Origin of the sequence: Flavobacterium bizetiae, assembly GCF_024271895.1 — a bacterium.
Lineage (GTDB): Bacteria > Bacteroidota > Bacteroidia > Flavobacteriales > Flavobacteriaceae > Flavobacterium > Flavobacterium bizetiae.
On record NZ_CP091861.1, the window covers coordinates 3,756,074 to 3,774,557 of the forward strand.

20 protein-coding genes are annotated in these 18,484 nt (G+C 33.7%); 13 read left to right on the top strand and 7 right to left on the bottom strand.

Features of this window, described 5'->3' with window-relative positions; genetic code table 11:
• The first annotated feature begins 9 nt into the window (after positions 1-9).
• Positions 10-501 carry a hypothetical protein gene (locus L0669_RS15915; RefSeq protein WP_263758751.1) on the top strand — a complete coding sequence of 164 codons (492 nt, stop codon included), beginning with the start codon at positions 10-12 and terminating at the stop codon, positions 499-501.
• 216 nt (positions 502-717) lie between these two features.
• Entirely contained in the window at positions 718-1,209 is a 492-nt protein-coding gene (locus tag L0669_RS15920) for a HEPN family nuclease (RefSeq protein WP_263758752.1), read from the top strand.
• Positions 1,210-1,378: 169 nt separating this feature from the next.
• On the opposite strand, the gene L0669_RS15925 is transcribed toward L0669_RS15920, so the two are convergent.
• Positions 1,379-1,855, bottom strand: coding sequence for a hypothetical protein (locus L0669_RS15925; protein WP_263758753.1), 477 nt, complete (start codon positions 1,853-1,855; stop codon positions 1,379-1,381).
• 140 nt (positions 1,856-1,995) lie between these two features.
• The gene (locus L0669_RS15930) at positions 1,996-2,400 is read right to left on the bottom strand and encodes a helix-turn-helix domain-containing protein (protein ID WP_263758755.1); all 405 of its coding nucleotides are present in this window, start codon (positions 2,398-2,400) and stop codon (positions 1,996-1,998) included.
• Positions 2,401-2,583: 183 nt separating this feature from the next.
• Between L0669_RS15930 and L0669_RS15935 the strand changes: the two genes are divergently transcribed.
• Entirely contained in the window at positions 2,584-3,144 is a 561-nt protein-coding gene (locus tag L0669_RS15935) for a hypothetical protein (RefSeq protein WP_263758756.1), read from the top strand.
• A 17-nt stretch (positions 3,145-3,161) separates the two neighbouring features.
• Here L0669_RS15935 and L0669_RS15940 read toward each other — a convergent pair whose 3' ends face one another.
• The gene (locus L0669_RS15940) at positions 3,162-5,540 is read right to left on the bottom strand and encodes a TonB-dependent receptor family protein (protein WP_263758757.1); all 2,379 of its coding nucleotides are present in this window, start codon (positions 5,538-5,540) and stop codon (positions 3,162-3,164) included.
• Positions 5,541-5,741: 201 nt separating this feature from the next.
• On the opposite strand from L0669_RS15940, the gene L0669_RS15945 reads away from it, so the two are divergent.
• Together L0669_RS15945 and L0669_RS15950 are read left to right on the top strand one after the other, a co-directional pair.
• Positions 5,742-6,770, top strand: coding sequence for a sensor histidine kinase (locus tag L0669_RS15945; RefSeq protein ID WP_263758758.1), 1,029 nt, complete (start codon positions 5,742-5,744; stop codon positions 6,768-6,770).
• Complete coding sequence (locus L0669_RS15950) at positions 6,770-7,495, top strand: LytR/AlgR family response regulator transcription factor (protein WP_263758761.1); 726 nt, start codon at positions 6,770-6,772, stop codon at positions 7,493-7,495. The genes L0669_RS15945 and L0669_RS15950 overlap by 1 nt, the downstream gene beginning before the upstream one ends.
• Positions 7,496-7,578: 83 nt before the next feature.
• Here the strand turns inward: L0669_RS15950 and L0669_RS15955 are convergent, their stop codons facing one another.
• Together L0669_RS15955 and L0669_RS15960 are read right to left on the bottom strand one after the other, a co-directional pair.
• The gene (locus tag L0669_RS15955; protein WP_263758763.1) at positions 7,579-8,712 is read right to left on the bottom strand and encodes a serine hydrolase domain-containing protein; all 1,134 of its coding nucleotides are present in this window, start codon (positions 8,710-8,712) and stop codon (positions 7,579-7,581) included.
• A 29-nt stretch (positions 8,713-8,741) separates the two neighbouring features.
• Positions 8,742-10,076 (bottom strand): metal-dependent hydrolase family protein, encoded by a 1,335-nt coding sequence (locus L0669_RS15960; RefSeq protein ID WP_263758764.1) that lies wholly within the window; start codon positions 10,074-10,076, stop codon positions 8,742-8,744.
• 232 nt (positions 10,077-10,308) lie between these two features.
• Between L0669_RS15960 and L0669_RS15965 the strand changes: the two genes are divergently transcribed.
• The 7 genes from L0669_RS15965 (at position 10,309) to L0669_RS15995 (ending at position 15,612) form a co-directional block, all read left to right on the top strand.
• A complete protein-coding gene (locus L0669_RS15965; protein WP_263758766.1) occupies positions 10,309-11,097 on the top strand; it encodes an SDR family NAD(P)-dependent oxidoreductase in 789 nt (262 codons plus the stop codon).
• A gap of 233 nt (positions 11,098-11,330) precedes the next feature.
• Positions 11,331-12,137, top strand: coding sequence for a phytanoyl-CoA dioxygenase family protein (locus tag L0669_RS15970; protein WP_263758767.1), 807 nt, complete (start codon positions 11,331-11,333; stop codon positions 12,135-12,137).
• 154 nt (positions 12,138-12,291) lie between these two features.
• On the top strand, positions 12,292-12,978 hold the full coding sequence (locus L0669_RS15975) for a CDP-alcohol phosphatidyltransferase family protein (RefSeq protein ID WP_263758769.1): 687 nt from the start codon (positions 12,292-12,294) through the stop codon (positions 12,976-12,978).
• 3 nt (positions 12,979-12,981) lie between these two features.
• Positions 12,982-13,413, top strand: a complete 432-nt coding sequence (locus L0669_RS15980; RefSeq protein WP_263758770.1) for a GtrA family protein — start codon at positions 12,982-12,984, stop codon at positions 13,411-13,413.
• Between the two features lie 207 nt (positions 13,414-13,620).
• Positions 13,621-14,199 (top strand): DUF4833 domain-containing protein, encoded by a 579-nt coding sequence (locus L0669_RS15985; protein ID WP_263758771.1) that lies wholly within the window; start codon positions 13,621-13,623, stop codon positions 14,197-14,199.
• Between the two features lie 182 nt (positions 14,200-14,381).
• Positions 14,382-14,936 carry an REP-associated tyrosine transposase gene (locus tag L0669_RS15990; RefSeq protein ID WP_263758772.1) on the top strand — a complete coding sequence of 185 codons (555 nt, stop codon included), beginning with the start codon at positions 14,382-14,384 and terminating at the stop codon, positions 14,934-14,936.
• 460 nt (positions 14,937-15,396) lie between these two features.
• Positions 15,397-15,612 (top strand): hypothetical protein, encoded by a 216-nt coding sequence (locus L0669_RS15995; RefSeq protein ID WP_263758773.1) that lies wholly within the window; start codon positions 15,397-15,399, stop codon positions 15,610-15,612.
• A 945-nt stretch (positions 15,613-16,557) separates the two neighbouring features.
• Here L0669_RS15995 and L0669_RS16000 read toward each other — a convergent pair.
• Positions 16,558-17,025, bottom strand: coding sequence for a hypothetical protein (locus L0669_RS16000; protein ID WP_263758775.1), 468 nt, complete (start codon positions 17,023-17,025; stop codon positions 16,558-16,560).
• Positions 17,026-17,106: 81 nt separating this feature from the next.
• Positions 17,107-17,514 (bottom strand): helix-turn-helix domain-containing protein, encoded by a 408-nt coding sequence (locus L0669_RS16005; RefSeq protein ID WP_263758776.1) that lies wholly within the window; start codon positions 17,512-17,514, stop codon positions 17,107-17,109.
• 281 nt (positions 17,515-17,795) lie between these two features.
• Between L0669_RS16005 and L0669_RS16010 the strand changes: the two genes are divergently transcribed.
• On the top strand, positions 17,796-18,398 hold the full coding sequence (locus L0669_RS16010) for a DUF4468 domain-containing protein (RefSeq protein WP_263758779.1): 603 nt from the start codon (positions 17,796-17,798) through the stop codon (positions 18,396-18,398).
• Positions 18,399-18,484: the final 86 nt, after the last annotated feature.

Below are 18,484 nucleotides of genomic sequence, written 5' to 3' on the forward strand. Positions count from 1 at the left end.
ATTAGTGAAATGAGTGATAAAAATATTGATCAAAATAAGATTGACCGAAAACTTTCCAAAGAAGATTTGGAAAGATTAGAGATATTACAAAAGTCAGATGATATTAAAGGCGAACAGCTTATTATCAATCTTGATTCAGAACTTGTAATCGAAAATCAAGCAGAGCTTCTTCTCGGGCAGAGAATTGATGATCCTGTACAAAAGTTTCAACTGTATTATCATGGACTAACAAAATTATTAAAAGATAATTTGCCAAAAGGCAAAGAATTTGAAGATGTAAGAAGAATTGTTTATGATGAAAAAAATATACTTATAAATAGAGGTGCTAAGAAAGATGAAAAAGGGATTAGAGGAAGTGATGGAAGAATGGCATACATCGAAGATTTAGAAGAAGCTATCAAAATAGTAGCAGACTGGACAAGTAGAAAAGGATCTCCTGCTGAACTCTTTATGGCATTTTGGGACAAAAATGAAGAGTTAGAATATGGGCATCAAGATTAAATAAAGAGAATAGCTTGTTGGAGTACTAAACGTTACCAATTTTAATTGGATAAAAAGGATGAATGCAAAATAGCAGTTTGATAATATAGCTATTTTTAGGTTTTATTTGAAGAGGTTTTATTTGCGAAACGATTTATTAACTAAAGTTTGGGTGTCAACATCTTCAAGCTAAAAATGTTAGAGACAAAAGGCCTGAAGCGTTGAAAAATTAATATTATGGGAAATTTTAAAAATGTAGACACAGAATTTATCGATAGAACTTTAGCAGTTATATCGCAGTATGAAAGTTCAATGCATCAATATGGTTTTGAGAAACAATATAATCATACTTTGCTAATAAACTGTTTGTTAGGGTTAATTGTCTTTCCGAAAGAAAGAAACATTGCATTTATGCCGAAAGCTAATATAACTAAAGAATTAAAAACTCAAATGGGAATTTCAGAATCAACATTTAATACTGATATTACTACTCTCAAAGATTTAATTATTTCGTTACGTCATTCTCTTGCGCATTTTGATATTTCCTTTCAATCTAATAACAGTGACTTCTTAATTGACGATATAATTTTTAAAGATCACAAAAAAGCGGAAAATTATATTGTCGCCACTTTTAAGCCAGCTGAGCTTTTAAGTTTCATTAGATATTACGGTTGGTGGTTAATAAAGAATCTTAAAGAAAATCAACATCGAATTGAAAATAATTTATGACACTAATATACGTTTTAAAGTATTTTCAAATTTAGTAGAATTTTTTATGAAGAATAATATTAAAACAAAAAAGAGACTCTAAAAAGTCTCTTTATATAATTTATATCTCTTTATAATTATTTCCCAATCAATTTTTCAAGCCTCGCCATCATTTCATCTTTCTCTAATTCTAGCGTGGTTCTTTTATGTATTTAATAAAATAAAAAATAGTTCCAAAAATTAAGATTGGTAAAACAAAATAATAATAACTAACAAGTTGATTAGTATTACTATAAATAGCGAAATAATAAAAATCAGCAAAATAAAGATAGGCAAGTAACAAAATACCAAACGCTAGAAATATTATATAGTTTTTGGTTCTTTCTTTAAATTTAAAATAAGAGTTAGGCGCTAGAACAAATAATAAAAACTTTGAGTATTTATCGTTAGATTGCTCTATTCTATTTTTCAATTTATTTGTTGCAATCTTTGTCAAGTAGTATAAAGTGCCCATAATGAAAAGAGGTAGAACAAAATGGAAATAACTTATATGATAATAAGTGTCATACAAATTAATGGTGAAAAAATGCTGATTAAAGTAAAAATACACAAGTAGTAAAGTGTAGACTGCTGCAAAAATTAAATAGTTTTTAGTTGTTTTTTTCATACAGTGATTTTTAAAGATCTCAAACTAAAAGTTGTAAAATAAAAGAAACTAGCTTCTCGATATTGAATATGATTTATTTTACTAATTTAAATATATTAAAGCAAGAAGGACAAAACCAATAAAAATGTTCCTACAGGTATCTATTTCTCAATCAATTTCTCAAGCCTAACCATCATTTCATCTTTCTCTTTCAACATACGCTCGTATAATGCAATTTTCTCTTCATGAAGTTGAATTATCTTGTCGATCGGATCATTGTTGAAAGTTGGATTATAATTTATCAAGCCTTGAGTATCATGAAAAGTATTAGAAATAATATTAATCGCTTGTTCTTCATCAAAATTCTGAAAAGCCTCAACAGGAATTTTTAATACAGCCGAAATTTGTTTCAGCAGATTGTCTTCAATTACATCTTTCTGCTCGAGCATCGAAATTTTCTTTTGGTTCCAGTCTTCGCCCAGATCATAAGCCAATGCTTCCTGCTTTATGTTAAGCATTTCTCTAAAACGTTTTACGTTTCTTCCCTGATGTATTTTCTGTTCCATAACGAATATCAATTTTTCTAAAAGCTCAAAGATAAAGCCATTTCGATTAAAAATCTTGAGTTTCAAAGATAAAAAAATATCCCATACAACATTTCTTTTGTCAGAATATTATAGATGCTTTTCGAATAGTTTATCCTTTATAAAGAACAGAACTTCGCTTGAGAATTTTTAAATTTCATAAGTATGATAAAGAATAAAATATCCTACGATACTGGCTTTTGGGCAAGCTTTGCAACAGGAAATCCCTTTACGGTAATAAACGCCTTTTTTGCTTTTGCCGATCTTGATTATTATAAACAAACTTTAACCGAAACGGTATTTTACAGCTACAAAACAAAAGTTTACGGTAAAGAAAACCCTTCGGATGTTTTTGTTTTTTATACCGCTCTAAGCTATTTTATTAAAGTTTGTTATGCATTAAAAAAGAAAAATAAAAAATGGAAAGTGAAAGCGTCTTTGCATTCTGAAACGGTTTTTGATCTTTCGTCGTTAACGAAGCAGGAATACGAAAATCCTTTTATTGTATTTCAAAAAGCATTCAATAAAAAGACGCCTAAAGAATTCGAATTTTTTCTATGCCAAATCCTCGAGCTTTCTTTGTCTCCAAGTCCCGCAGATCCAGTTTTTGACCTGACAACGCCTTATGTTTATTTAATAAAAATGCTTGATGCAGTGGCATTAATAAGAGAAAGGGGAGTGGGGAAAATCGGGAAAAAGGATCAGATTGATTTTATAGCGGAATAAAATATCCGTATTTCGTTTTACATTCTTTTAGTTTCATCTTTTAGTGATGTAGCTTTTACTTCTTTATTTTTTCCTGATCCAAAATAATAGGTGAGTTGCACATAATAGTTGCGTGTTTCCCAACGATTGGTCCAGTCGGTTGATACATTGTTTATTTTTGTGGTTTCGTTATAAAGGCTTTTTTTAAGCAGGTTGGTACATCCTGCTTCTGCTACCAGTTTTTTGTTCAGCAAGCTTTTTTTGGCGGTAAAACTCATGTCGTAAGTAGCTTGTGTAAAGCCGCTGGGCGTGGTAGAGCGACCGTTGTAGAAACAATTCATGGTAAACTTCCAGTTGTTTTTTAAGTCTACGCTTTGGTAAAAATTAAGATCGTAGCCAAAACCTGTTCCGTTATACGAGAAGTTTTTTATTACTGATTTTTCTCCGGTCAAATAGGTGTCTAAACTCAATTGCATGGTCCACCACTTGAAAGGTTCGTAAGGCATAGAAGCCGAAAAACCAAATCTGTTGCCTTTGGCCGCATTGGCATCATAAGTAATATTATAGTTTTGGTCCCGCTGATAATCTATAACCTGAATAAAGCCATCTTTATAAAGATAACCGTAAAGGTTCAAATTCAATTTACTTTTGTAGACGTAACTCAGTTCGAAACTGTCGTAATATTGCGGTTGTAATGCCGGATTCCCGATGTTTAGCGTATAAGCATCTATATATTCGTAATAGGGGTTTAGCGACAGGTAATTTGGCCTTCCGATACGTTTGCTGTAACTAAACTGGTACTGATTGTTTTCGTTCTTGTAACCAAGGGAAAGAGACGGGAATAAATTAGCATATTCTCCTTTATTTACTTTAAAATTTATTTGAGATGTTGCTGCAAAGTTGTAATACTCCATACGCATTCCCGCCTGAATGTTCCATCGGCCAAATTCACCCGATGCCTGCACATATCCCGAAGCCAGTTTTTCGTCATATTTAAAATCATTGACCAATAAACTATCGGGTATAAACAAAAGTTCTGTATTGTTGGTTTTATAACGGTTGTAATAATCCATTTTTACATAAGAATATTTGGCACCAGCTTCAAAATTGATGTTTTTTTCCAACTTCTGACGAAAATCGGCCTGAAGATTGGCAATCCTATAGGATGTTTTGTTTTCGCCTGCAAGTTCCATAAAACTACCATTGGCATAATCATTAGTCTGCGCTCCGTTTTTCTTTTTACTAAACTGCAAAAAGTTGGCCTGTACATCGAGTTTTGTAGTAAGGCTGTCAGAAGTATAATTATAAAAAACATTACCCGAAACGCGTTTCTCCGGAACTTTAAAAAACTGATTAAGATTAACCGTGTTTTTTAAATTATTGTCAAGATATTCATTGGTATAACCCTGAGTAGTTTCGTCGCTCTTTTCGTTGTAATATTGCCATTCGGTACTTAAAATCTGGTTTTTATTGATTTTCCTCTCAACAGCAAAATTCAGGCTGGATGATGTCGTAACCGGAAGCCAGGTATTGTATTGGTCTATAATTTTTTCGTTTCCGTCGATGCTAATGTTCTGCTTTATATGTCTGTAATTGACAGATTTTCCGTTGTAGTATGATCCATTTGTAGTAATTGTCCAGAGAGAATCATTATAAAATAATCTTCCTCCTTGTCTGCTTTTAAAATAGTCTCCTTTGTAAGCCGCCGTACTTATGTTTCCGGATAAACCCGTGGCGCTGCTTTTTTTCAGGACAATATTTACGATACCTGCTGTTCCTGCCGCTTCATACCTTGACGAAGGCTGCGCGATGATCTCAACTGATTTGATGTCTGAGCCTTTTAAGGAGCGTATGTATTCGCGCAAAGCATCTCCGGAAAGCAGGCTTTTTCGACCGTTAATCATAACCTGTATGTCTTTATTCCCGCGGTAAACAAGGTTTTGGTCTTTATCAAGGCGCATGCCCGGTACTCTGGCTACGGTTTCAAGTCCGTTGTTTCCGTTGCCTATACCGGAGGCATCAACATCAATTATTGTTTTATCGCCTTTTATGGTAATGACATTTTTACGAGCATCGACAACAACTTCATTCAGTTGATTCTGCTCTTTTATTAATGTAATATTTAAAATCTCGGGAAGATTAGGAGCTGTAATTTCTTTATTGTATTGGGTATAACCCATATAAGTTACCGAAAGATTTCCTGATGTAAAGGAAGCGGGAAGCTGTATGGAGAAATGACCCGTTTGATCAGTTGCTGCAGTAACTATTTTATTTTGATTTTCGTCAGTAATAGCTACTGAAGCAAAAGGAATGGCGGTGGCGTTATCCGGATCTTTTACCGTGCCTTTAATCGTGGTTTGTGCTACATTAATGAGCGGTAATAAAAGCGTGGCGAGTATAAGTAATAGTTTTGTCATGTTGGGTGGTTTTATACTGCAATGTTACTGGGCTTATTTTTCTTAAAAATGTATTTAGTATCAATAGGTTCTTTTGTAAAACAAAACCTAAACAGGATTGTGTTTTGTGTTTTGTTGTGCAATTGCGGGTGTTTATCCTGTGATGGATCCTGTTAAACCAGTGAAGTTGGCTTTATAACCGAAAAGAATTACTTTAGCATTATGAGCAGAAAAAAAGAAATACTATACCACATTTTATTCTGGTCCTTATTTGTGGGACTGGACCAACTGCTAATAAGCATAACGGTTCACAAGGATTTAGATACTCCGTGGAGTATTCTGCAAAACATTGGTTTTCTGTTGTTAGAAATGCTGATTTTTTATCTTAACTATCTTGTTATCTGCCCAAAGATCATTCCCTATAAAAAATGGTATCTATTGATTCTGGCGCAACTCAGCCTTATTATACTTTTTCCCGCCTTACGTTTTATTTATGAAGAAGTGTTTCTTTTTAAGATCACAGGCAGGCATAATTATAATATGAGAACGCTGACGCCCATTTATTATATCTATGATAATTCGTATTATTCTGTAAGAGTGCTGTTGTTTAGTCTCGTAGGTTATTTTATGAAATACCTTTGGAATACGAGCGCTCAGGTAAATCAGTTGATTTTAGAGAAGAAATACGCCGAAATGCAGGCTTTAAAAAATCAGCTGAGTCCGCATTTTTTATTCAATTCGCTGAACGGTTTTTATTCTGATTTGTACGACACGAATCCGGAAGTAGCGGCTGATATTATGAAACTATCAGAAATGCTGCGTTATGTTACTTATGAAAGCGAAAATGATATGGCCCTGCTAAAAGATGAAATAGTGTTCCTACAAAATTATATCGATCTCTTTAAAAGACGTTTTGACGGTATGGTAGCAATAGATTTTATACATCCGGATAATTTGGGCCATTACAGAATACCATCGCTAATGTTGATTCATTTTCTTGAAAATGCCCTTAAGCACGGTATCAGCGATGATTTTGAAAATCCGATAATTATAAAGTTAAAAATTGAAAACGGAAGACTTATCTTTACATCAGACAATAAATACCGAATTACCAAAAGCTTTGATGAGCATGGTGTAGGAAACAAAAACATAAGCCAGCGACTGAATTTAATGTATCCTGACAACCATACTCTTATTATTGTAAAGGATGAAAACAGCCATAAAGTAACCCTAAATATGCCATTGAGCTGATGAGCGAATACCTTACTGCCATAATTGTAGATGATGAACCGCCTGCTATACGCTTGCTTCAAAAATATTTCCAGCAGCTTCAGGGAATCAAATGTGTTGCTACGTGTACGCGTGCTGTAGAGGCTCTTGCGCTCATAGAAACGCATAAACCTGATGTGGTGTTTCTTGACATACAAATGCCTGATCTTAACGGTATACAACTTTCGGCAATCATCAAAGACAAGGTGAAAATCGTGTTTACTACAGCGTACCCGCAATTTGCAATAGAAGGATTTGAAGTGAATGCAATAGATTATTTGCTGAAACCGATTCCGTTTGAGCGTTTTATTGTGGCTGTAGAAAAAGTTCGCAAACAACAGACAGAGCACACCGTTGTAAATACAGCTGCGGAAACGAACATTGAGGATTACTTTTTTGTAAAAACGGATGGTAAAAAACGTTATCAGCGCATTGAAGTTAAAGCCATCAATTATTTAGAAAGCATCAAAAATTATGTTGTGCTACACACCGCATCCGAACAGGTGGTAACTTACAATACCTTAAAATATTTTGAAGAAAACCTGCCCGGCAGTCAGTTTGTAAAGATTCATAAATCATTTATCGCAGCGATTGGTAAAATTGAAAAAACAGACAATAATGAAGTCTGGGTTTCAGGAAAATGCCTGCCAATTGGCGATACTTACCGAAATGATTTTTTTGAGAGAATAGAACGATTCGAAATTTAATTTTTTCTGTCCTTGAATATTTTTTTTATACTTAAAATAAGATTACAAGCTCCACAAATGTTTGGAAAGAAGGGAATGCAGATTTAGCCATTTTTTTCCGTTACGGTTATTTTATCAAATATTTCAGTTAATGCATCTTCCATAATTTTGGCGGTATCATTACCACTTTGATTGGTAATAATAAAGGCACCCAGATCATATTTTGGAATTATATAAATATAACATTGAGATCGTGGTACACCACCGTGATGAACGTAAAAAGTGCCCAATTTTTTATTTCCGGTATCGATATTCCAGAAATATCCAATACTAAAATCATTGTCAAATTTTACAATTGTTTTATGTGATTCAGCAACGATTTCATTGTTTTTCAACTGAAACTTGATATACTTCACCATATCAGGTATTGTTGATTTCATATTGCCGGATGCTCCCCACGGTAATTGCGGCATTGGCGACGTGATGACGCTATTATCGCTATGATAGCCTACTGCAAGCTTTTTGGCTTCCTGACTAGAAAGATTGATTTTGGTATTTTGCATTGCAATGTTCTGAGTCACATAATCTGTCAGTAGTTTTTCATACTTAGTCTGGTACACTTTTTCCAGAATAAAAGCTACAAGTTGGCTTCCTGCACTTGAATAAGAATATTTATACCCTGGAACGGTATCAATTTTGACTTTATGAAGGTCTCTTAAAAAATCCTTTTGATTATAGTTTTTGTAAAGTTCATTGATTTTTGCAGGCGTATCATGGTTGGTGAAATCCGCCAGAATTGTATTGGCTTCAAACGGAAGCATATTCGGAAATCCGCTTGTATGAGAAAGCAGGTGTTTTACGAGAATAGGCTGATCGCCATACTTTAGATTTGGATAATTTTCCGGTAAATATTTCTGGATTTCGTCTTCGATATTCAATTTCTTTTCGACGACCGCTTTTGCTGCAAGAGTTCCTGCAAATGTTTTACTTAAAGAGCCAATTTCATAAATGGTTTGATTATCAGGGCAATTCTTTTTTCCTTTTTCTAATTCCCCATAATGACCAATAAATTCTTTTCCCTGATAGACTATTGCGATTGATGCAGAATGAATTAAAGGCTTTTTTATCATTCTGTTTGCCGCGCTGTCCATTAAAATTTTAATGTTTTCCGGTTGTGAGTTCTGCGCCAGGCAAAAAATGGAGGAGAGTAAAAGAATTAAAAGTAATCTGTTTTTCATGTTTTTAAAAGGTTGTTAAGCTCCTTAAATTATTTATCAAGTATGTTTTTATAAACCACACCATCTTTTACAATCAACAATAATGTTTTTTCGTAGTCTTCAAGTACATTCAAATTTGCAATAGGATTTCCGTCTACTAACAAAATATCGGCATAAGCGCCTTCTTCGATAACACCCAATTTATTTGGATAAGGATTACGAGGGCCGCTCATGGCAAGCAATTCTGCATTGGTAGAAGTAGCCATTTTTAGTATTTCATAAGGTTTGTACCAGCGCAATAACTTTACAAGATCTCCAGCTCTTTTGGCTGAATGTTCAGGTTCAAACAAGCAATCTGTTCCAAAAGCAGTTTTAATGTTGTATTTTTTTGCAAAATTATAGGCTTTATCAGTACCGCTCATCATAGCTTGTTGTTTGATACGATTTGGAGAACCCTCTGCATAAAGACTTTTACCTTCGTCTATAAATGGCTGCAGACTTAACCAGGCTTTTTTATCGGCCAACATTTTTGCGGTTGCATCATCAATAAGCTGAGCGTGATCGATACAACGAACTCCTGCACGCAATGCTGTTTGTATGGCTCTTGGTGTATAAGCGTGAACGGTGACATACGTGCCCCAGTTTTCTGCTGCATCAACGGCAGCTTTCATTTCGGCTTCTGTAAATTGAGAAACATCCAAAGGATCATAAGTTGAAGAAACACCACCACCAGCTGCCAGTTTTATTTGTGTAGCACCAAGGCGAAGCTGCTCTCGTACACGTTTCAATACCTGATCTGCGCCATCGGCTATTACTCCAAAATTATTACGTTCGGTAAAATCAAGGCTTGCTGCAATATCTCTCGGAACCGCATTTGGACTAAGGAAATCGCCATGACCTGCAGTTTGCGAAATCATAGCGCCTGAAGGATAAATACGCGGACCAATAATTAAGCCTCTGTCTATCGCTTTTTGTAAACCTGCAGCAGGGCCGGCAAGATCTCTAAAAGTTGTAAAACCCTGCATAAGATCTTTCTCTGCAGATTTAATAGCATTTGCAGTAATGTATTCTATATCACTGTTCATAAGTTCTACGATGTTCATCGACTCCATCATAATATGGGTATGAGCATCAATAAGACCCGGCATCAAAAATTTTCCTTTGCCATCAATAATGATAGTGTTTCCGCTTTTATCTGTTGGGATTGGGGAGGTAGAAATTTTGCTAATCAGATTATTTACAATCAAAAGATTTCCATTGATTGTTTTTTCATCCTTACCATTAAAAATCTGAACATTATTAATGAGAATCGTTTTTTGACCCATTACACAAAATGAACTCAGTAAAATTGCAATTGTCAATAATCTTTGTTTTATAGAGTACATATTTATAAGTGGTATTAAGGTTATAAATTACTAATATAGCAAATGTTAAATTAAGTTATGGCTTTTTAGCAGGCATTTTAGCATTGCTATTTTAATTTTAAAATAAAAATCTTCTTACTTAAAGAACGCGAAGTATAACGAATCCCACAGAATAGGAGAGAAGCGCCATTATACACGTTGCACAGCTAACAGTTTATAATTAATCTTTATATTTGATTATTAAATGAATAAAATGAGCGAAAACACTAAACCGTATGCCTTAATAACCGGAGCCAGCAAAGGCATAGGAAAATCTATTGCTTATGAACTGGCCAAAAAGGGCTATCCGCTATTGCTTGTGGCAAGGAGCGCAGCCGAATTAAAAACACTTTCTGATGATCTTCAGGTTAAATATGGCATCAGTGCTTTTGTTTTATCAATTGATCTTTCGACAAATGGTGCAGCGCTAAAAGTAATCGATTGGATAAAAACGAATAATTATCCGGTTGCCTTTTTAGTGAACAATGCCGGTTATGGTGTTTGGGGCGATTTTAGTAAGTCTTCTTTAACCGATCAGCTTGGGATGATGCAGCTTAACATGAATGTCGTGGTAGAGCTTTCGCATTTATTTGTGCCCATACTTTCGCAACAAAAACAAGCCTACATTTTAAATATATCCAGTACTGCTGCCTATCAGGCTGTACCTACGCTGGCTGTTTATTCGGCTACAAAGGCTTTTGTTTTATCGTTTACACGCGCTTTGCGTTTTGAATTGGCACAAACTTCAATTTCCGTAACTTGTTTTAGTCCGGGTCCGGTTGATACCGGTTTTGCCGAAAGAGCTGGCTTAAATGCTTTTAGCAAAATGGCCGAAAAGTTTAATATGCAGCCTGATGAAGTTGCAAAAATGGCCGTAAAAGCCATGTTCAATAAAAAATCAGAGGTTATTCCGGGTTTTACCAATATTATTTCAGTCTACGCTAATCGCATACTACCAAAGGGATTCGTCGAAAAAATGGCTGCCGGAATTTATAAAATTTAAATTTTTTCGAAAAAAAATAAAAAAAATATTCTTTGTAAAAGAAAATTTATATTAAGTTTGTATTAAATTCTACTAATTCTATAGAGTATGTCAAATAAAAGAGAAAATATGTTTAATTTATCTGGAAACCGAATGCACGCCAACACGTTAATGTCTTGTTGTTGCTGTTGTTGTTATTCTGTTTTAGATAAAATTTCAAACTATATTATTTCATTTATTAAATCTATATTATCATGGTATCTTCTTATAAAACCTTCACCCTTACTGAGCAATTAACTAATGAGCAAATTGCATTTTTTAACGAACATGGTTTCATCCACTTCAAAAAATTTATAAATCCGGAAACTGTTTCATCTATTATTGATGCCTCAAAACAAGTAGAACAAAATTGGATTGAAAACGAACTTCAAAAAGTAAACGGTGTTCCTATTAAATACGGAAAAGATTTAGACGGTTCTGCTATTGTACAACGTTTTGCTTTTATTAATCAGCATCATCAAACCTTAAGCGGTCTTTTACTTGACCCGAGATTTAATGGTTTATTACCATTGGCAGGCGATGGCGCAAGATTAGGAACTGAAGAAAAAGACGGAATGGTTTTTAATCATTATATCAACGGGCCGGAAAGTAAGTTTACTAAAATGGGTTGGCATACAGATGGATTGAGAGACATTTTTTATGGTGCAAAATTAAACCCGATGTTAAATGTTGGCATTCATTTAAGCACTTTAAAACCTGAAAACGGCGGACTTAAGATCATTCCGGGTACTCACAAACAAAGTATTTATCAAATGCTTTTCCGTAAAAAATACTTTTTAGATAATAAAGCCGATCCTGAAGAAGTTTCGATCAATCCGGAAGCGGGAGATTTAACCATTCATGATGGCCGTTTGTGGCACAGAGTGGCAGAATCATCTATTCGTGGCGAAGAAAGCAGAAGAAGGGTTATCTATATTCCGATTATAGCTGGAAAATATGCTCCTAAAAATGAGAATAGCCCAACGGTTTTCTATCAACGTTTTGCAGGTATTGTTAAATAAATATGCTGATTATACTCGCATTTAGTTATCTGGTTAGATCAGGTAAGCTAAAAAGAACCACCGATTTTTTTAAAAATACGCAACGAAAAATAAAATTTAAAATTACAAAAGTAGAACTGGCGATACTGTCAGGCTTACAAATATTGCGCTATTAATGGGAAAAGAAACACAGCCTGAAGATCATACTGCAATTGTACAAAGAACATTCTCTGACCGTAAACGAACTAATATTTTAAAAAGAGCAGAACAATTAACGATTGTATTTTTGCTTCCAAAGGTGCCTAAATTCATTTCGCCAAACGCGCTCACTTTAATCGGTACGCTTGGTTCGGGATTGGTTTTTCTGGCTTTTGTTTTAGGTGCTTATGTCACAAACTGGTATTTGCTTCTGGGTATTGTCGGATTAGGTATCAATTGGTTAGGCGATTCTTTAGACGGAAGATTGGCTTATTATAGAAATATTCCGCGCCGTTGGTACGGTTTTGCACTCGATATTATTGCAGATTGGATTGGTATTGTACTTATAGGTTTTGGCTATTATATTTATGCCCAAAATGGCACACAAATAATAGCCTTTGCTTTTGTTGCATTCTATGGCTGGTCTATCATCATCAGTCAGTTACGCTACAAAATTACGAATGAATATAGTATAGATTCTGGCTTTGTCGGGCCAACAGAACTTCGGTTTATTATTGCTTTCATTTTAATTACCGAAGTTTTGTTTCATGGATCAATTGCCTATCTGGCTGGTTTAATCTCTGTTCTATTGTTTATAATCAATGTTATAGATAGCTTAAAACTTTTAAAATTGGGCGATTTAAGAGATAAAAACCAAGTCTGATATATGTTCAGCAAAAAATCTATTATCACTTTTCTACGGGCACAAGTTGCGGCATTTATAGGCGGCATTACCGATTATGGCTTAATGATTCTGCTAACAGAAGTATGTAAACTGCATTTTACCTTTTCTATTTTAATCTCCGGAACCATTGGTGCCATTATCAATTTTAGCATCAACAGATTTTGGGTGTTTAAAAATCAATCCGGTTACAGCAGCCACATCAATAGTCAGCTTTTTAAATTCGCTTTGGTTGTGTTGGGAAGCATTTCTCTGAAATCATTTGGCACGCTTGTTTTGCAAAAAGCATTTCAAATCGATTACAGAATCGGAAGATTAATCACGGATAGTTTTGTTTCTTATGGATTTAATTATCCGCTGATTAAATATTGGGTTTTTAAAACCAACCAAAAACAGGATATAATCAAATCAAATTGATCTGTTGGGTAAATCAAAAAAAGTAATTAAACACATAGAAACATAGGTTTTAAATGTGTAAAAAGAATATACAAAAGAAACTAGTTTCTTTACACATAGCCCAACTATGATTGTTTAAACAAGTGAAACGCCTTCTTTAAGCGTTCCAAATCTATGTTTCTATGTGTTAAAATAAACGCACCCAACACTTCATACAAATATTTCGTCATGAACAAATTATCATTTAAATACTTTACAAAATCACTAATCGTTATCACGATCTTAGTAAATATATATTCAGGAAATCTGTTGGCACAATCTAAAAATCCATCGCCATTGCATTTTCCAACGCCTAAAAATATAGACAATATGTTATTCTATATTCAGCGCGATCCCAATATAAACACGGCTATTTACGCCATAAACTACCAGGAAAATGGAAAAATAGACAAAAGCAATCCCATAAAAGCCTATTGGATTCGATATGCCGAGAAAGGGGAGAAGAAGGACTTTAATTATCTGCAACGCAAATTTGCCTACGGATTAGAAAGCAAAACCCTGGATAACGAAGAGTTTGAGCTTCAATTTGTATCGTATAAAAAGCTACCCTTAACCTTGAAGAAGATAGATTCAGATCAAAAATATCATGTTTTCGTGAGTGTAAATCAGAAAAGAATACAGGTCGAAAAAATATTTGTGCGCATTGAAGGAGGTTCTTTTTGGCTGCCCAATGTAAAGTATGCCGAAGTTACCGGAATTGAGACTTCTTCGAATAAAATGATTACTGAGAGGATGTTGTTGAAGTAGGATAAATGTATAATTAGACGCATTAATGATAGAAAGGAAATTATTTTCGTGCCTGTTCCTATATTAATAACCGCAACGATAGCGCAGATTTGCAATCTGTGCCCGCAAAGTAATTTCTTCAAAACATAAATAAAAAGATTAAAATTTTCCGTTATACTTTTTATTTTTGTAAGAAAAAAGACGTGTCAACAAAATATAAAGCAACAACAACTGAGGAAGCATATTTTATAACTATAACTGCTGTAGGATGGATAGATATATTTACAAGGCTAAATCAGAAAAATATTTTAGTAAATGCTTTAAAATATTGTCAGGAAAACAAAGGTTTGGAAATTTATGCTTACTGTATTATGAGCAGTCATATTCATTTGATTTGCAAAGGGACGAATGGTTTTGTATTATCTGATATTATTAGAGATTTTAAAAAATTTACATCAAAAAAAATAATACAGACTATAATAAATGAACCTGAAAGCAGAAGAGAATGGATGCTTGAATATTTTCAAAAATCATGTGAGCATTTAAAAAAGGATCAGAATTATAAAGTTTGGCAAAATGGTTACCATGCAGAACATATTTATAGCAATAAGTTTATTAAGCAAAAAATAGATTACATCCATAATAATCCTGTAAAAGATAAAACTGTTAATTCGGCTGAAGATTATTATTTTAGTTCGGCAAGGAATTATTCCAACTTAGAAAATGATTTAGATGTTGTTTTGTTATACTTATTTTAAAATACTCAACTGTTGTCTTTACTTAGCTTTGTGGGCACAGATTGCAAATCTGCGCTAACGGTTAACGGTCGGTTATGCGCAACGATAGCGCGGAAATTCTTTCCGTGCCCGTTCCTATATTAATAAAACAGGATTTTCTTTTTTTTAATCTGTTAAGATATACTTTGCGGGCACGGATTACAAATCCGCGCGATCGGGTACTCCACTTGAAGATTCTGTCACTGAGGCGCTTATTACTCTTGGATATGAAGCTGAAAATTATAACGACGGTGTTCTTGAACTTGACCAAGTAATAATTAGCCCAGAAAAACACAGATTTATCGGAGAGTGTGAAGGGAAAGATACAAAAGATATAAACATAACTAAATTCAGACAATTACTTGAATCATTAAATGCAGATTTTGCAAGAGATGAAGTTCAAGAAAAAGCTTTTGGAATATTATTTGGTAACCCACAACGATTGTTAGAGCCAAAATCAAGAAAATTAGATTTTACTGAAAAATGTAAAATAGGTGCTGAAAGAGAAAAAATTGCACTTGTAAGAACCTCAGATTTATTTATGGTCATCAAATATTTACGAGAAAATGAAAACGATGAATTTAAAAAGAAATGTAGAGACGCAATCTATAATGGACTAGGTAAAATTGTGAAGTTTCCAAACATTCCTAAAAAATAATGCCCTCTGACAGCGTTTTTTTTGGGGAGGGGAATTGTGTTTAACCGAAAAACCCGATCGCTCGGATATGCGCAACGATAGCGCGGAAACCCGATCGCTCGGATATGCATAACGATAGCGCGGAAATTCTTTCCGTGCCCGTTCCTATATTAATAAAATAGGATTTTTTTTTAAGCTGTTAAGATATACTTTGCGGGCACGGATTACAAATCCGCGCGATCGGGAGTGGCTTTTTTTTAGTAAATATATTTTGATTTTAGTGTAGCTGTACGGCGCAGTTATCAACATATTTTAGTTATAACTTGCAAAAATAGGTAACATTGAAGTCTTGCCTACAACGGAAGAAGTTAGTATATTTACCAAATGAGAAAAACCCAATCTCACAAACGTAAGTGGGGTTCTTAAAATCTCTCATCTAAACCGTTATGGACAAGTTGCCCACATCGTGGTTGAAGTGCTGGATCGTTTACCTTGTAGTAGATCTAGCTTGGCAAATGTTTAAATTTGCTTTTAGTATTTAGTAACAGAAATAATGTATTCGTAGTACATTGTTTCTAAAAGAGCCTAGCCATTGTGCTAGGTTTTCTTTTTTACAAATTATGGAAAACCGTAATTTTGATTGTTGTGACAAATATACAACAAATGACGTAATACTGCCAAAATATTTGTATGTTTTATATAAATATTTTATACGTTTTTTATTTCTCGTTAATAATTTTGATATGTGTTGTCAAATAGGATGGTTTAATAAAATGAATCATTTTTAAACCCGAAAACCCTATGAATAATAACAAAGACAGAAGCAGAATTATTAGAATTAACCCGATCGCTCGGATACGCGTAACGATAGCGCGGAAATTCTTTCCGTGCCCGTTCCTAATATTAAATATACTTTGCGGGCACGGATTACAAATCTGCGCGATCGGGCTTTTGCATTTGGTTAACTTATTCCCTATCTAAATATTCCCGTATCTTATTTTCATCTCTTTTCATTAACACAATAAAAGGTTCATTAAATATTGTGTCATGATGATATTGAGTGTTTTCTTTAATTATATATTTTACATTGTTCCGAATCATTGCGCCTTGTGTATTCTCAGAATCGAAATGTAAAGTGACAAACCATTTTTTCGAAATGGTATCTTCAATCTGTTTTGATCCATATGATTCATAAACATCGTTTAACATTTTGTTATAGTATTTATAATTTCGTGGAACTCTAGCTACACCTGTTGATGTCGAATCGTATTTTATAGTAGATGTCGAGTCAGATGTTCTATAATTGTCAGATTTACAAAATTCAAGAATTGAATCCTCAATTAACTTAGGTGTTGTTTTTTCTAGACTGTCTTTGCCTTTAGAATTACATGCAAAAAATAGAAAAGTGATAAATAAGTAAATTATTTTTCTCATATTATTCGATACATTTTAACAGCTCCCTAAATTTATTTGCTCTTTTTTCTTTAATTGGTTTATGGATATATCTTCTAGAAATTATTTACCAATTAATTTCTCAAGCCTCACCATCATTTCATCTTTCTCTTTCAACATACGCTCGTATAAAGCAATTTTTTCTTCGTGAAGTTGGATCAATTTTTCGATCGGATTAACATTAAATGTTGCACTATGACCAGTGTTTAAAAAAGCTCCATTATCAAAAGTATTAGAAATAATATTGATCGCTTGCTCTTCATCAAAATTCTGAAAAGCTTCAACAGGAATTTTTAATACAGCCGAAATTTGTTTCAGCAGGTTGTCTTCAATTACATCTTTCTGCTCCAGCATAGAAATTTTCTTTTGGTTCCAGTCTTCGCCCAGATCATAAGCTAATGCTTCCTGCTTTATGTTAAGCATTTCTCTAAAACGTTTTACGTTTCTTCCCTGATGTATTTTCTGTTCCATAACGAATATCAATTTTTCTAAAGGCTCAAAGATAAAGCCATTTGGATAAAAAATCCTGAATTTCAAAGATAAAAAAATATCCCGTAAAACATCTTTTTTGTCAGATATTATACCACTTATGTTTATATTTTACTCCAAGTGTTTTTTGTTATTATATCCGCTTTTCGAATGAAATAACCATGAAATCAGGTATTGTTTTCCGTATTGCCTCAGAGTAAATTTGTTTGAATCAAACGGCAGATAATGCTGTGTTTAATAATAAACTTGAATTTCTACAAATTATGAAAATAAAAAAAGTACATAGCATCATCATACTTCTGCTTATTTCGCAGCTAAGTTTCGCTCAATATTTTAAACTTACTCCTCAGGGTTTTGTATCCAACGACAATAGTGATTATACAGTTGTGGATGTGCCAAACGTAAAACAAAACAATTTGTACAAGAATGTACTAAATGCTATTAATTCATTATACAGTAATCCACAAAAAGGGCTAAATGTAGTGGAAGGGGAAAGTATTAGTTTGACAGCGTATGAAGAAAATGCGTTAACGATAAAGCATAGCGCTGGAGGCTTTGGAAAAGGAATTTATAAATATGACTTATCTTATACGTTATCTTTTCTTTTTAAAGACGGTAAGATCCGAATAAACAGTCCCACTTTCGAATGCAAACGATGGTACGAAGGAACTTACAGACCTACAAGCGGCTGGGGTAGTAGTGGCTGGTTTACTTTAAAACTTGTAAAAGGAGATAAGGATAGAGTTGCTATTTATGATAAAAACGGAAAACTTCTTCTAGAAGATGCCTCCATTGGATTAGAAAATCATTTCAATTCGGTTTTAAAACAAATTATCGAAAAATCTAAAAAGATAAATAACTGGTAATGTAGTTTGCATCGAATTAAAAATTTTTATAATTCCTGCTAAGAGGATTTATAAAGCGGCATACTAGTATTAGCATGCCGCTTTTT

Coding starts and splice junctions, on each gene's coding strand:
- L0669_RS15915 (WP_263758751.1), top strand. CDS start 10: ATGAGTGATAAAAATATTGATCAAAATAAGATTGACCGAAAACTTTCC.
- L0669_RS15920 (WP_263758752.1), top strand. CDS start 718: ATGGGAAATTTTAAAAATGTAGACACAGAATTTATCGATAGAACTTTA.
- L0669_RS15925 (WP_263758753.1), bottom strand. CDS start 1,855: ATGAAAAAAACAACTAAAAACTATTTAATTTTTGCAGCAGTCTACACT.
- L0669_RS15930 (WP_263758755.1), bottom strand. CDS start 2,400: ATGGAACAGAAAATACATCAGGGAAGAAACGTAAAACGTTTTAGAGAA.
- L0669_RS15935 (WP_263758756.1), top strand. CDS start 2,584: ATGATAAAGAATAAAATATCCTACGATACTGGCTTTTGGGCAAGCTTT.
- L0669_RS15940 (WP_263758757.1), bottom strand. CDS start 5,540: ATGACAAAACTATTACTTATACTCGCCACGCTTTTATTACCGCTCATT.
- L0669_RS15945 (WP_263758758.1), top strand. CDS start 5,742: ATGAGCAGAAAAAAAGAAATACTATACCACATTTTATTCTGGTCCTTA.
- L0669_RS15950 (WP_263758761.1), top strand. CDS start 6,770: ATGAGCGAATACCTTACTGCCATAATTGTAGATGATGAACCGCCTGCT.
- L0669_RS15955 (WP_263758763.1), bottom strand. CDS start 8,712: ATGAAAAACAGATTACTTTTAATTCTTTTACTCTCCTCCATTTTTTGC.
- L0669_RS15960 (WP_263758764.1), bottom strand. CDS start 10,076: ATGTACTCTATAAAACAAAGATTATTGACAATTGCAATTTTACTGAGT.
- L0669_RS15965 (WP_263758766.1), top strand. CDS start 10,309: ATGAGCGAAAACACTAAACCGTATGCCTTAATAACCGGAGCCAGCAAA.
- L0669_RS15970 (WP_263758767.1), top strand. CDS start 11,331: ATGGTATCTTCTTATAAAACCTTCACCCTTACTGAGCAATTAACTAAT.
- L0669_RS15975 (WP_263758769.1), top strand. CDS start 12,292: ATGGGAAAAGAAACACAGCCTGAAGATCATACTGCAATTGTACAAAGA.
- L0669_RS15980 (WP_263758770.1), top strand. CDS start 12,982: ATGTTCAGCAAAAAATCTATTATCACTTTTCTACGGGCACAAGTTGCG.
- L0669_RS15985 (WP_263758771.1), top strand. CDS start 13,621: ATGAACAAATTATCATTTAAATACTTTACAAAATCACTAATCGTTATC.
- L0669_RS16000 (WP_263758775.1), bottom strand. CDS start 17,025: ATGAGAAAAATAATTTACTTATTTATCACTTTTCTATTTTTTGCATGT.
- L0669_RS16005 (WP_263758776.1), bottom strand. CDS start 17,514: ATGGAACAGAAAATACATCAGGGAAGAAACGTAAAACGTTTTAGAGAA.
- L0669_RS16010 (WP_263758779.1), top strand. CDS start 17,796: ATGAAAATAAAAAAAGTACATAGCATCATCATACTTCTGCTTATTTCG.